A 13,421-nucleotide genomic window follows, 5' to 3' on the forward strand; every position below is an offset into this window, starting at 1 on the left:
GGCGCACATGTCGCGCAAGGGGAGGGCATACGCGACCTCCGGCGCGCGACGCGGTGGTTCGGGAAGCGCGATCGCAGCCATTACGCTTGCGGCCATGTGTGGAATCGTCGGATATGTCGGCAGTGCCATGGATGATCGCGCCGAGAGCGTGGTCATGGAGGGCCTGGCTCGCCTGGAGTACCGCGGCTACGACTCGGCCGGGATCGCCCTCGTCACGCAGGACGGCGTCCAGTCGCAGAAGCGCGCCGGCAAGCTCGAGAACCTGCGCGGTGCCCTCGAGGCGCACCCCCTCGCGGCTTCGCGCACGGCGATCGGCCACACCCGCTGGGCGACCCACGGTGGACCCACCGACGGCAACGCCCACCCGCACCACGGCGGCACCGACGACAAGCTCGCCCTGATCCACAACGGCATCATCGAGAACTTCCACTCGCTCAAGAAGGGGCTCCTCGCGCAGGGAGTCGACTTCCTCAGCGAGACCGACACGGAGGTCGCGGCCAAGCTCGTCGGCCGCGCGTTCGACGAGACCGGCGACCTCACGAAGGCCATGCAGCAGGTCGTGAACCGCCTCGAGGGTGCGTTCACCCTCCTCGCTGTGCACGCCGACCAGCCCGGCGTCGTCGTCGGCGCCCGTCGCAACAGCCCGCTCGTCGTCGGTCTCGGCGAGGGCGAGAACTTCCTCGGCTCCGACGTCGCGGCCTTCATCGGCTACACGCGCCACGCGCTCGAGCTCGGCCAGGACCAGATCGTCACGATCACCCCCGAGGGCCACGAGGTCATCACCTTCGACGGCGAACCCGCCGAGGGCAAGGCCTACGAGGTCACGTGGGACGCCGCTGCCGCCGAGAAGGGTGGCTACTCGACGTTCATGGAGAAGGAGATCTTCGACCAGCCCCACGCCGTCGGCGACACCCTTCTGGGTCGCACCGACGAGAGCGGTCGCCTCGTCCTCGACGAGCTCCGCATCAGCGAGGAGCAGCTCAAGAACGTCGACCGCATCACCGTCGTCGCCTGTGGCACTGCGGCGTACGCCGGAATGGTCGCGAAGTACGCCATCGAGCACTGGACCCGCATTCCCGTCGAGGTGGCGCTGGCGCACGAGTTCCGCTACAGCGACCCCATCGTCAACGAGCGGTCGCTCGTGGTGAGCATCAGCCAGTCCGGCGAGACCATGGACACCCTCATGGCCGTCAAGCACGCCCGCGAACTCGGCGCGCTGACGATCTCGGTCTGCAACACCCACGGCTCGACGATCCCGCGTGAGTCCGACGCCGTCCTCTACACGCACGCCGGGCCCGAGATCGCCGTCGCCTCGACCAAGGCGTTCCTCGCCCAGATCACCGCCTGCTACGTCCTCGGCCTCTATCTCGCCCAGCTGCGTGGCGGCGCCTTCGCCGATGACGCGCAGTCCGTGATGAAGGAGCTGCACGAAGTCCCCGCCAAGCTCGAGGAGCTCCTGGGCAACTTGGACCGGGTCAAGGAGATCGCCCGCTTCATGGCCGACACCCGCTCGGTGCTCTTCCTCGGTCGCAACGTCGGCTTCCCCATCGCCATGGAGGGCGCGCTCAAGCTCAAGGAGCTCGCCTACATCCACGCCGAGGGTTTCGCCGCCGGCGAGCTCAAGCACGGTCCGATCGCGCTCATCGAGGCCGGTCAGCCGGTCTTCATCGTCGTCCCCGGACCGGACACCCCGCACGACCTGCACAAGAAGGTCGTCTCCAACATCCAGGAGATCCGGGCTCGCGGCGCCCGCACCATCGTCATCGCGCAGGAGGGTGACGAGGACGTCGTGCCCTTCGCTGACGAGGTCATCCGCGTGCCCCAGACGTCGCCGCTGCTCCAGCCGCTGTTGACCGTCGTGCCGTTGCAGATGTTCGCCCTGCACCTCTCGACGGCCAAGGGCCTCGACGTCGACCAGCCGAGAAACCTCGCCAAGAGCGTCACGGTCGAGTGACGTGATCGTCGGCACCGGGATCGACGTCGTCGACATCGCGCGTTTCGCTGAGACGCTCGAACGCACGCCGGGGTTGCTCACCCGCCTGTTCACCGAGAGTGAGCGGGGGTTGCCGATGCGTTCTCTCGCAGCAAGATTCGCCGCGAAGGAGGCGCTGGCCAAGGCCTTGGGTGCTCCGGTCGGACTCGCCTGGACCGACGCCACGGTGGTGCGCGACGACACCGGTCGCCCGAGCATCGAGATGATCGGGACGGTGGCCGCGCGTGCCGCCGAGCTCGGCGTGAAGCACATGCACGTGTCGCTGTCCCACGACGCAGGGATCGCCTCTGCCGTCGTCATTGCCGAATCCTGAGGAGTCCCTCGTGATCGAGGCCTGGTCGCCCGAAGACGTGTATGCCGCCGAGGCCCTTCTCGAGGAGGAGCTCGCTTCGGGTGAGCTCATGGCGCGCGCCGTCGAGGGGCTCGCCGATGTCGTTGCGGCTCGCGTCTCGCAGCTCGGCGCCGAGACCGTCGTCGCCCTCGTGGGCAGCGGAAACAACGGAGCAGATGCCCTGTATGCCGTGGCGCAGCTCGCGGAGTCCGGCGTCAGCTGCGCTGCGGCACTGGACCTTTCGCGCGTCCACGAGGGTGCGCTCAAGGCTGCGCGTGCTGCGGGTGTCGTGCTCGTCACCGGCGCCGAGGCGCTCGAGGACATCGCTGAGGCCGACATCGTGCTCGACGGGATCGTTGGGCTGGGCGGACGTCCGGGGTTGCCCGAGGAGGCGGCGGCGTGGGTTGCGGCCATCCCCGACGACGCGCACGTCATCGCCGTCGACCTGCCGTCAGGGCAGGCTGCGGACGGTTTGGGCTTCGATCCCGATGGGGTCCTCGCTGACGAGACGGTGACGTTCTCGGTGGCCAAGCCCGTTCACCTCCTCCCGCCCACCGAGCAGGCGTGCGGCATGCTCACCGTCGTCGACATCGGTCTCACCTTCGACACTGGTCCGGCCGTGGTCCGGTTGACCTTCGACGACGTGGTCGACCTGTGGCCCGTGCCCGGTCCGGACGACGACAAGTACTCCCGAGGTGTCGTCGGGATCGTCGCCGGAGGCGAGAACTATTCGGGAGCAGCGGTTCTCGCCGTCACGGCTTCGGTCGAGGCCGGTGCCGGGATGGTGCGCTACGTCGGCACGCCCACGCCCGAAGGGCTCGTCCGTGCTGCCGTCCCTGAGGCCGTCCACGGTGAAGGTCGGGTCCAGGCCTGGGTCATCGGACCCGGGCTCGACGTCACCTCCACCCGGCGTGACGCCACGACCCAGCTCGACGTGGCCCGGGCGGCCCTCGCGGGGGAGCCACCCGTCCTCGTGGACGCCGGGGGACTCGACCTCGTGGACGACGACGTCATCGAGGCGCGCCGCGACCGAGCCACGCTCCTCACCCCGCACGCCGGCGAGCTCGCGACCCTGCTCACGCGTCTCGGTGCCAGCCGCCGGTCACGCAAGAACGTCACCGTCGAGCGTGCGACCGTCGAGGCGGAGCCCCTGCGTCACGCTCGCGCCCTCGCCGATCGCACCGGCATGACCGTCCTGCTCAAGGGCTCGACGACGCTCGTCGTGCCCGCCGACCCGAGCGAGCCAGTGTGCTCCCAGGCCGACGCGCCCCCGTGGCTCGCGACCGCCGGCGCCGGTGACGTCCTGGCCGGGCTCCTCGGCACGCTCCTCGCCGCGGGTCTCTCTCCGGCCGACGCGGGCGCCCTCGGCGCCCTCGTCCACGGGGTCACCGCCGACCGAGCCAGCGCGGGAGGTCCGGTGCGAGCGCTCCGGGTCGCACACGGCATACCCGATGCAGTTGCCCACCTTCTGACCCGCGGCTGAAGGCACGCACCGCGCATCTAGACTTGATGGCCTCATGACCACGCCAGCTGCCCCCGTCTCCGCCGCACCGCCCGAGGGCGCATCGGCGTGGGTGACGATTGACCTCGACGCGATCTCCGACAACGTCCGGGAGCTCGCCCGCCGTTCACCCGGCGCCGAGGTCATGGCCGTCGTCAAGGCCAACGGCTACGGCCACGGACTTGTCCCGAGCGCCCGCGCCGCTGTCGCCGGTGGCGCGACCTGGCTCGCGGTCGCCCAGCTCAACGAGGCCCTCGACCTGCGGGCCGCCGGTGTCACGACACCGTTGCTGACCTGGCTCTATGCGCCCGGAGTCGACTTCGGGGCGGCCATCGACGCCGACATCGACATCTCGGTCTCCGCGCCGTGGGCCCTCGACGCGGTCGTCGCGGCTGCCCGAGCGAGGGGCCGCGCCGCGCGCATCCACGTCAAGGTCGACACGGGCCTCGGGCGCAACGGGGCGTTGGGTCAGGGCTGGACCGATCTCATCGCCGCGCTCGGGCCCGTCGTGGCCGAGGGCGCCGTTGAGGTCGTCGGCGTCTGGTCGCACTTCGCCCTCGCCGACGCCCCTCAGCACCCCACCGTCCTGGCCCAGCGCGAACGCTTCGTCGAGGCAGCAGCGGAACTCGAGCGAGCCGGCATACGCCCGCAGCTCCGGCACCTCGCGAACTCCGCCGCCACGCTCACCAACCCCAACGCCCACTTCGACGTCGTGCGTCCCGGACTCGCCGTCTATGGGCTCTCGCCGGTGCCCGGTCTGGGTTCCCCGCAGGACTTCGGCTTGCGCGAGGCCATGCGGGTGACGGCACGCCTGGCCCTCGTCAAGGAGGCCTCGGCGGGCCAGGGCGTGAGCTACGGCCACATCTACACGACCCCCGAGGACACCGTGCTCGGGCTCGTGCCCATCGGCTACGCCGACGGCATCCCACGGCACGCAGGCAACCTCGGACCGGTCAAGGTCGGCGATCGTCGGCTGACCGTGGCTGGCCGGGTCTGCATGGACCAGTTCGTCCTCGACCTGGGCGCCGGGTATGCCGGCGGTGCCGGTGACGAGGTCGTCATCCTCGGTCGTGGGGTGGACGACGAGCCGACTGCCCAGGACTGGGCGACGGCCATCGACACCATCAACTACGAGATCGTCACGCGCATCAGCGACCGGTTGCCGCGCCTCTTCGTCGGGGGCGAGGCCTGATGGTGAGCGTGGGCAAGGCCGTCGGATTCGGTGCGGCAGCAGCTGCGGCCGCTGGTGCCGCGGCTGCGGGTGTGGCTGTCGACCGCGCGTCAGCAGCCCGCCGTCGCCTGGGTGCGCTCGATCCCGCAGACGGGTTTGCGCACACGGCCGACCTCGAACTCAAGGTCATCGCGACCGATGGGGTCAACCTCCACGTCGAGGTCGACACCCCGGACGACCTCGACCCCGCGCTCCCGACGATCGTCATGTCGCACGGCTACTGCCTCAGCCTGCGTGGGTGGGTGCTGCAGCGGCGCGCGTTCGTGCAGGCCGGCTACCGCGTCGTCCTCTGGGACCAGCGCAGCCATGGCGAATCGGAGATCTCCGACCTCGAGCACTGCACGATCGAGCAACTCGCAAACGACCTGCGCGCCGTCATCGACGCGACCTGCCCTGACGGCCCCATCGTCCTCGTCGGCCACTCGATGGGCGGCATGACGACGATGGCCTTCACCCGGCTCCACGCCGAACTCGTGCGGGAACGCGTCTTGGCCGTGGCGTTCGTCTCGACCGCGGCCGGGGGAGAGGGCCTCACCGACCTGGGTTTGGGTCCGCTGGTCGGGCGCGCGATCGGGCAGGCCGGCCCCCACGTCCTGTCACGGCTGGCGCCCCACCAGAAGTGGCTGGCCCCTGTGCGTCGCATCGGGCGCAACGTCGAGGACTTGCTCGTCGACCGCTTCTCGTTCGACTCGCCGGTGAGCGAGGCGACGGTGCGCTTCGCGGCCGACCTCATCCTCGCCACACCATTCGAGGTCATGGCGGCCTTCCTCCCGGCGTTGCGAAGCCACGACGAGCACGAGACCCTCGCCGCCCTGCTCGACAAGCAGGTCCTCGTCATCAACGGCACCGGCGACCTGCTCACGCCACCGCGACGCAGCGACGAGATCGTCGAGCTGCTGCCGGGTGCCGAGCACGTCGTCGTCGAGGACTCCGGGCACCTCATCATGATCGAGCACCCCGAGGTCGTCACCGCTCAGATCCTCGCCCTCATCGACCGCGCCGAAGCCGCTGCGGCCGCAGGTGTCGCGACGAGCGACAAGCCTCGTGTGCGCCGCAAGGTCATCGACATCGCCAAGGGTCGCCTCGTCCGCCGGGCGAAGGCCTCGTCGAAGTCCCCGGCGAAGACCACGCAGAAGTCCAAGAGCAAGAGCGCGAGCACGAGCACGAGCAAGGCGAGCTCGTGAGCGAGCACATGCTCACGACGGCCGATGACACTCGGGCCTTCGGCGAGACCCTCGCCGCCGGTCTACGGGTCGGCGACCTCGTGATCCTCACCGGCGGACTCGGCGCCGGCAAGACCACGCTGACCCAGGGTCTCGCGGCCGGTCTGGGCGTGCGCGGCCCGATCACCTCCCCGACCTTCGTCATCGCGCGCGTCCACCCCTCGCTCGTGGGTGGGCCCGCGCTCGTGCATGTGGATGCCTACCGGTTGGGCGGACTGGCCGAGCTCGACGACCTCGACCTCGACACCTCCCTCGAGGAGAGCGTCACCGTCGTCGAGTGGGGGCACGGCGTCGCCGAAGAGCTGTCCGATGATCGGCTCGAGATCGTCCTTGAGGCCGACCCGGCGACCGAGTCGCGCACGGTCACCGTCACCGGCCACGGCGACCGTTGGAAGGCCGGTGTGCCGTGCTGATCCTCGCCATTGACACGTCGACATCGGCCATCACCGTGGCCCTGCACGACGAAACCCGGGCCATCGCGCAGGGTTCTCACCTCGATGCTCGAGCCCACACCGAATGGCTGGCGCCGCTCATCGCCACCTGCCTGTCCGACGCGGACAAGCGGCCGTCCGATCTCACCGGTGTGGCGATCGGTGTCGGTCCCGGGCCGTTCACCGGGCTGCGGGTCGGCATGGTCACCGGTCTGACGATGGGGCATGCCCTCGAAGTGCCGGTGCACGGTGTCTGCAGCCTCGACGCCCTCGCCGCGCAGGCAGCCGAACTCGTCGCCGACGGCAAGTTGCTCGTGGCCACCGACGCGCGCCGCAAGGAGGTCTACTGGGCTCGGTATGCCGTCCGCCCCGGTTCCGTCGAGCGCCTCACCGAACCCGCCGTCGACCGTCCCGCCGACCTCCCCGACGATGTGCGCGCCCTGCCGACAGCCGGGCGTGGACCGGTGCTCTATCCCGAACTGTTCGCGACGGCGCTGCCCATCCTCGACGTCGACGCCGCCGTGTTGGCGCGCGTCGCCGTGGCCCGGATCCAGGCTGGGGAGCCGATGTCCGTCGAGCCGCTCTATCTGCGTCGCCCCGATGCGCTGACGACGGCCGAACGGGCGGCGCGAAGGTGACAGTCAAGGACGCGACATTCACGGACGCCACCGAGGTGATGGCTGGGCTGCGTGAACTCGCGTGGACCGACATCCCCGACCTCGTCGCCCTCGAGGCCGAGGCCTTCCCCGACGACGCGTGGACCGAGGCCTCTTGGTGGGGCGAACTGGCCGGGAGGCCACGCCGGGACTACGTCGTTCTACACCGCGAAGGTGAGCTGGCGGCATACGCCGGTCTGGATCACAGCGGCCAGGTCGCCGACCTCATGACGATCACCGTGGCGCCCGGGCACCGGGGCACGGGTCTCGGCGGCGAGCTCCTCGACGAGCTCGAGACGCGTGCGGCGGCGGTCGGAGCCGAAGCCCTCATGCTCGAGGTCCGAGCCGACAATTCCCCGGCACGCGCGCTCTATGACCGACGTGGCTATGACGTGCTCAACGTGCGCCGCGGCTACTACCAACCGGGCAACGTGGACGCCATCGTGATGCGAAAAATGTTGGCACAGAACGGAATTGAGTCATGAGCTCCGAGCAGCCGCTCGTCCTGGGCATCGAGACCTCCTGCGACGAGACGGGCGTCGGCATCGTTCGCGGCGAGACCCTGCTCGTCGATGCGGTCGCGAGCAGCGTCGACGACCACGCGCGTTTTGGCGGAGTCGTGCCTGAGGTCGCCAGCCGAGCACACCTCGAGGAGATGGTGCCCACGATCGAGCGGGCCTGTCGCGAGGCGGGAGTCCAGCTACGTGATCTCGACGCCATCTCGGTGACGTCCGGGCCGGGGCTCGCCGGTTCGCTCATGGTCGGCGTCGCCTCGGCCAAGGCGTTGGCGCTGTCGCTCGGCATCCCGCTCTATGGCGTCAACCATCTCGCGTCGCACGTCGCCGTCGACATCGTCGAGCACGGCCCGTTGCCCGAACCCACGATGGCCCTGCTCGTCTCCGGTGGGCACTCGTCGTTACTGCTTGTCCCCGACGTGACGTGTGACATCCGCAGCCTTGGTTCGACCATCGACGATGCCGCGGGCGAGGCCTTCGACAAGGTGGCGCGGGTTCTTGGGTTGCCGTTCCCCGGCGGCCCGCACATCGACCGCATGGCGCGCGACGGCCAGGTCACCATCGACTTCCCGCGAGGGCTGACGACTGGACGCGACATGGAGCGCTACCGCTTCGACTTCTCGTTCTCGGGACTCAAGACCGCTGTCTCACGGTGGGTCCAGGCCAAGGAGGTGGCGGGGGAGCCGGTGCCCGTCGCCGACGTCGCCGCGTCCTTCCAGGAGGCCGTCGTTGACGTGCTGACGCGCAAGGCGGTCCTGGCCTGCCGCGAACAGGGAGCCGAGAACCTGCAGATCGGTGGCGGCGTTGCGGCGAACTCGCGACTGCGGGCGATGGCCCAGTCCCGCTGTGATGCGGCCGGCATAGAGCTCCGTGTGCCGCGACCCGGGCTGTGCACCGACAACGGGGCGATGGTGGCCGCCCTCGGCGCCCAGATGGTCCTCAAGGGCCGCGACGCCTCACGCCTCGACCTGCCCGCTGACTCGTCGATGCCCGTCACCCAGATCCAGAACTGACCGCCCCCGTCTCCGACTTCGTGCCCCGCACAGACAACTCGCTGGCGCTCGCCGTCCGTGCGGGGCACGAAGTCGGAGACGGTCAGCTGCAGCGGACCAGGCCCATGCGCTCCTTGAGCGCCACGACGCGCAGCACCGAGGACTCGAGCTGGGTGGCGAACGCCTCGTCGGCTCGGGCCCTGTCCGCCAGAGCCTTGGCCATCGTCGGCACCGACTTCGGGTCGCCGGTGAGGAGGATGTCGCCGCCCGCCGCGATGTAGTCCACGGCGCGCTTGGCGGCCGGGATCGAGCGGACGGACTTGGCGTTGATGTCGTCGGTGATGACGACACCCTCGAAGCCGAGCTGGCCGCGGAGCAGGGTGGTGATGATCGGCTTGCTGAACATGGCCTGCGTCTTGGTGGCGTCGAGGCCCGGGTAGCGCGCCGAGCTCACCATGACGAGACCGGCGCCCGCCTTGACCCCGGCAGTGAACGGCGCGAGGTAGGAGTCCTTGGGCGTCGCCACGGTGTCGGTGATGCCGCTCGTGTTGAAGTCGGTGTTGTTCTGAACCCGGCCGAGACCGGGGAAGTGCTTGACCGTGCCCATGACGCCGCCCTCGATCATGCCCTTGAGGAACGCGGTCGAGGCTTTGGTGACGGTCGCAGGCGTGGAGCCGTACTGACGGCCGTACTTGCCGATCGGCTCGTTGGCCTTGCCGATGTCGGCGGGCACCGTGTCCGTGACCGGCGCGAGGTTGACGTTGATCCCGACGGCCTTGAGCTCGCCCGCCCAGGCCTTGGCGGCGGCGGTCAGCGCGGAGGGCGACATCTGGGCCTGGACCTTGGCGGACGGGACCACGGAGAAGCCTGCACCACGCAACTGCCGCACCTCACCGCCCTCCTGGTCGGCGGCGAGAAGCAGGGGTATGCCGGCCGTCGCGGCGGTCGTCGCCTGCGCCTGCAGGTGTGCGCTCGTCTGCTTGACCCGGGCGGCGCCGTCCCAGCCGCCGAGGTAGATGACGTTGCCGACGTGCTGGTCGGCAATGAGGCCGTCGAGCGCAGTCCTGGACGCCGCCGTGTCGAACGCGACCATGAACAGCTGGCCCAGCGCCTGCTCCTCCGACAGGGCGTCGGCCTTGCTCCGGGCGCAGGCGCTCACCTTCGCCGGTTCGCCTGACGCGGACGAGCTCGCGCTCGCGGAGGCCGAGGCGGACGGCGTCGATGACGCAGTGCCCGGCGCTGTGGTGCTCACGGTCGACCCCGAGCCCGAAGGGCTTGGGGAGGCGTCGCCATCAGGGGTCTCGCCCCCACCGCAGCCCGCAGCGAGGACGCCCGCGAGGGAGATTGCGACAGTGGCGGTGAGGCGGCGGCGGGCAGGAGTCGTGGCGCGGGAAGTCACCCCACGACGCTAGCCGACGCACGGCATACGCTCGGCCCATGGCCCTTCCTGTGATCCTCGACGTCGACACCGGAGTCGACGACGCGTGCGCCCTGATTCTGGCGACGCTCCACCCCGCACTGGACCTGCGCGCGGTCACCTGCGTCGGCGGGAACGCGCCCCTGCCAGACGTCGTGCGCAACACCCTCACCGTGCTCGAGGCGTGCGGCGCGACCTCGGTCCCGGTCGGTGCCGGGGCATCGCACCCGTTGCTCGAGCGCCCCGTCGACGCGCGCCACGTCCACGGTGACGACGGCATGGCCGACCTCGGTTGGCCAGCGCCGCAGGGCGCCGTCGACAAGCGTCATGCGGTCGACCTGTTGCGCGAGACGATCGACACCGCTGCGGCCGAGGGAACCCCCGTCACCCTCGTGCCGCTGGCGCCGATGACCAACATCGCCCTGCTCGCACGCATGTATCCCGAGTCGTTCGCCCGGATCGGTCGCATCGTCTTCATGGGCGGCGGTGCGATGGTGAGCAACGCGACCGCGTCGGCCGAGTTCAATGTCTTCCACGACCCGGAGGCCACCGCCATCGCGCTCGACGCGAGTGTCGACCACGACGTGCCGGTGACGATGTATGGCCTCGACGTCTTCTACGGGCCGCAGATCACCCTCGCCGATGCGGACGAGCTCGCTGCTCTCGACGAGCGCGGTCCCGGGGCGCTGGGCGCCGGTCTCATGCGCTTCATGAGCGGACGGTTCGACAGTGACAGTGCCACGATCGGCGACGCCGGCGCGGTGGCCATGATCATCGATCCCGAGGCTGTGCGGACCGAACGGCTGCCGGTTCGCGTCGAGCTCTCCGGCAACTGGACTCGTGGCCGCACCATCGTCGACACCCGCGACTGGACGGGCGACATGGACCACGACCCCCACGGACTCGCCCACGCGCAGGTCGACGTTGCCCTCGAGATCGACGGACCGCGCGTTGCCCGGCTTTGGCTCGACACCATCAAGGGCGGTCTCTGATGGGGCGCGTCATGGTCCTCGGGTCGCTCAACGTCGACCTCGTCACCCGCGTGGAACGCCATCCCAGCCCCGGCGAAACCCTTCTGGGTGAGGGGCTGGACCGACTGGCCGGAGGCAAGGGCGCGAATCAGGCTGTTGCCGCCGCAGCGGCGGGCGCCGACGTGCTCATGGTGGGTTGCGTGGGCGACGACGGAGGCGGGGCGGCATACCTCGAACGCCTGCGCCACAACGGAATTGACGTGTCCCGTGTCCGTACGCTCAAGGGCGCCGCCAGCGGGCACGCCCTGATCGCCGTCGATGACCGGGGCGAGAACAGCATCATCGTCATCCCCGGTGCCAACGGGCTCCTCGACGCCACCGAGATCGCTGCGGTCGATGAGCTCGGCCCGGGAGACGTGCTCCTCCTGCAACTCGAAGTGCCGCTCCCCATCGTCTGTGGTGCCGCCCGGCGGGCGGCGCACCTCGGCGCCCGCGTCGTCATCAACACCGCACCGTATGCCGCCCTCCCGGCTGACGTGATCGCGCTCGGCGACCCCGTGGTCGCCAATGAGCACGAGATGGTGGCTCTCGCCGAGTCCGGCGCCGAACCCGCCTCACTGCTTGTCACGTTCGGCGCCAACGGCGTCACCTGGGATGGCGAAACCGTCCCGGCGCATCGCGTGGATCCCTTGGCAGTGCGCGACACCACCGGAGCAGGAGACGCCTTCTGCGGAGCCCTCGCCGCGGCCCTCGCCGCCGGCGCCGACCGCGCCACCTCCCTGGACGCCGCGCTCGCAGCCGGCGCAGCAGCAGTGCAGCACCCAGGCGCCCAACCCGACCCCGCCCTCTGACCCCAACCTTGCGTCTGCGGATGCGGTCGCTAGAACCGCCGAATCCGCAGACGAAGCAACAGGGTCAGGCGGGGGAGACGATGAGGGCGGCGGGGGATCCGCCGACACGGGTCAGGACGACCGTGGCCTGTTCACCGCTGCCGGCCTTGGTGCCGATCTTGAGGTCGCGGCGCAGCTGCTCGTCGTCGAGGCGGATCCCGCGCTTCTTGATGGTCAGCCCGGTGACGCCGTGTTCGCGCAGCCAACCACGCAGGCTCTTGACGGTGAACGGCATCGCCTCGTGGACGGCATACCGGCGCGTGTAGGCCAACGACACGTTGCGTGAGGTGAGGACATAACCCGTCCCCTCGTCGGACTCCATGCCTTCGGTGCTGCGGGTGACGGCACCCACCAGTCCGGCCCGGATCACGGCCTTGTCGACGTCGTGGAGCCAGGCGCCCACGTCGGTCAGGGAAGTGGCACTCGGTGGCACGGGGTCGGCCATGGACTCGGTGACCACAATGGGTGACGCGTCGGGGCCCATGACGCGGGCCGTGCGACCCCGGGCCATGACGAGCGGTCCCCACCAGATGGCGCACTCGACGACATCGCCGGCCCACGAGGTCCATTGGGCCTCTGTGCCGTTGGGGACGGCGGCGTGGTCGAAGCCGGGGCTGAGCTTGACTCCCGTGGCGGGCACGGCCGCAGCGACCTGCTGCACGTAGTCCCAGGACGGCGAGATCTCTTCCAGCCGGAAGGTGCGGCGGGTGCGGCCGGTGATGTCGGCGACGCCACGGGTGCGACGGGCCGGGTCGAGCCAGGCACCCACTCGGTTGCGCCCCGGGTCGGAGCCGAAGTCGGCGTCCTCGGCGTGGCCCACCCGGGCCCGAGAGTCCGGCCACGGCCTCAGGTTGGCGTCGGCCACCGCGGCGGTCACGGGGTCGGAGTCGACGGCGCGCACGGTGACGCCGAGCGAGGACAGTGTGACGGCGTCGGCCCCGATGCCACAGCCGAGGTCGTGCACCTGGGCCAGACTCGCCCGGCTGAACCGGTGGGCGTGAGCGACAGCGACCTCGAGGCGGGTGGCCTGCTCGAGCCCGTCGGGGGTGAAGAGCATGTCGGCCGCGAACTCGCCGAACTTCGCGGTGGCCCTGGCTCGCAGTCGTTGCTGGGTCAGTGCGGCAGCCGTGAGGTCCGACGAGTGACCGGCGCGGCGGAGGCGGTCGTGCAGGGTGAGGACGTCGGAGTCGCTGTAGGGCGGGAGGGAACGCAACAGCTCCTGCCCCTCAGGGGCAGCAAGGGCCCTCACCGTGCTGACGTCCACGGGCCA

The 13,421-nt window shown here is 70.3% G+C and carries 13 protein-coding genes; 11 read left to right on the top strand and 2 right to left on the bottom strand.

The features are described 5' to 3' along the window. Positions 1 to 94: 94 nt before the first annotated feature. From glmS to tsaD, 9 genes are read left to right on the top strand one after another with little or no spacing between them, the layout of a single operon-like run. Positions 95 to 1,954 carry a glutamine--fructose-6-phosphate transaminase (isomerizing) gene (glmS, locus tag ACFQRE_RS06650; RefSeq protein ID WP_380120182.1) on the top strand — a complete coding sequence of 620 codons (1,860 nt, stop codon included), beginning with the start codon at positions 95 to 97 and terminating at the stop codon, positions 1,952 to 1,954. A gap of 1 nt (position 1,955) precedes the next feature. Further along, complete coding sequence (locus ACFQRE_RS06655) at positions 1,956 to 2,306, top strand: holo-ACP synthase (protein ID WP_380120184.1); 351 nt, start codon at positions 1,956 to 1,958, stop codon at positions 2,304 to 2,306. A gap of 10 nt (positions 2,307 to 2,316) precedes the next feature. Then, complete coding sequence (locus tag ACFQRE_RS06660) at positions 2,317 to 3,807, top strand: bifunctional ADP-dependent NAD(P)H-hydrate dehydratase/NAD(P)H-hydrate epimerase (protein WP_380120186.1); 1,491 nt, start codon at positions 2,317 to 2,319, stop codon at positions 3,805 to 3,807. 34 nt (positions 3,808 to 3,841) lie between these two features. Then, on the top strand, positions 3,842 to 5,017 hold the full coding sequence (gene alr, locus ACFQRE_RS06665; protein ID WP_380120188.1) for an alanine racemase: 1,176 nt from the start codon (positions 3,842 to 3,844) through the stop codon (positions 5,015 to 5,017). Next, positions 5,017 to 6,240, top strand: coding sequence for an alpha/beta fold hydrolase (locus tag ACFQRE_RS06670; protein WP_380120190.1), 1,224 nt, complete (start codon positions 5,017 to 5,019; stop codon positions 6,238 to 6,240). Before alr ends, ACFQRE_RS06670 begins: the two co-directional genes overlap by 1 nt. Before the next feature lie 8 nt (positions 6,241 to 6,248). Beyond that, positions 6,249 to 6,692 carry a tRNA (adenosine(37)-N6)-threonylcarbamoyltransferase complex ATPase subunit type 1 TsaE gene (gene tsaE, locus ACFQRE_RS06675; RefSeq protein ID WP_380120458.1) on the top strand — a complete coding sequence of 148 codons (444 nt, stop codon included), beginning with the start codon at positions 6,249 to 6,251 and terminating at the stop codon, positions 6,690 to 6,692. Beyond that, positions 6,686 to 7,348, top strand: a complete 663-nt coding sequence (gene tsaB, locus ACFQRE_RS06680) for a tRNA (adenosine(37)-N6)-threonylcarbamoyltransferase complex dimerization subunit type 1 TsaB (protein ID WP_380120192.1) — start codon at positions 6,686 to 6,688, stop codon at positions 7,346 to 7,348. Before tsaE ends, tsaB begins: the two co-directional genes overlap by 7 nt. Next, positions 7,345 to 7,851 carry a ribosomal protein S18-alanine N-acetyltransferase gene (gene rimI / locus ACFQRE_RS06685; protein WP_380120194.1) on the top strand — a complete coding sequence of 169 codons (507 nt, stop codon included), beginning with the start codon at positions 7,345 to 7,347 and terminating at the stop codon, positions 7,849 to 7,851. The genes tsaB and rimI overlap by 4 nt, the downstream gene beginning before the upstream one ends. Next, a complete protein-coding gene (gene tsaD / locus ACFQRE_RS06690) occupies positions 7,848 to 8,894 on the top strand; it encodes a tRNA (adenosine(37)-N6)-threonylcarbamoyltransferase complex transferase subunit TsaD (protein WP_380120196.1) in 1,047 nt (348 codons plus the stop codon). The genes rimI and tsaD overlap by 4 nt, the downstream gene beginning before the upstream one ends. An 82-nt stretch (positions 8,895 to 8,976) precedes the next feature. Here tsaD and ACFQRE_RS06695 read toward each other — a convergent pair whose 3' ends face one another. Further along, positions 8,977 to 10,272 carry a glycoside hydrolase family 3 N-terminal domain-containing protein gene (locus tag ACFQRE_RS06695; RefSeq protein ID WP_380120198.1) on the bottom strand — a complete coding sequence of 432 codons (1,296 nt, stop codon included), beginning with the start codon at positions 10,270 to 10,272 and terminating at the stop codon, positions 8,977 to 8,979. A gap of 38 nt (positions 10,273 to 10,310) precedes the next feature. On the opposite strand from ACFQRE_RS06695, the gene ACFQRE_RS06700 reads away from it, so the two are divergent. Both ACFQRE_RS06700 and ACFQRE_RS06705 read left to right on the top strand, forming a co-directional pair. Continuing rightward, complete coding sequence (locus ACFQRE_RS06700; protein WP_380120200.1) at positions 10,311 to 11,282, top strand: nucleoside hydrolase; 972 nt, start codon at positions 10,311 to 10,313, stop codon at positions 11,280 to 11,282. Continuing rightward, positions 11,282 to 12,112, top strand: coding sequence for a PfkB family carbohydrate kinase (locus ACFQRE_RS06705; protein ID WP_380120202.1), 831 nt, complete (start codon positions 11,282 to 11,284; stop codon positions 12,110 to 12,112). Before ACFQRE_RS06700 ends, ACFQRE_RS06705 begins: the two co-directional genes overlap by 1 nt. 64 nt (positions 12,113 to 12,176) lie before the next feature. On the opposite strand, the gene ACFQRE_RS06710 is transcribed toward ACFQRE_RS06705, so the two are convergent. Further along, entirely contained in the window at positions 12,177 to 13,415 is a 1,239-nt protein-coding gene (locus ACFQRE_RS06710) for a class I SAM-dependent methyltransferase (protein WP_380120204.1), read from the bottom strand. Positions 13,416 to 13,421 lie beyond the last annotated feature (6 nt).

The sequence above is a fragment of the Knoellia pratensis genome (assembly GCF_042666395.1).
Taxonomy (GTDB): Bacteria; Actinomycetota; Actinomycetes; order Actinomycetales; family Dermatophilaceae; genus Knoellia; species Knoellia pratensis.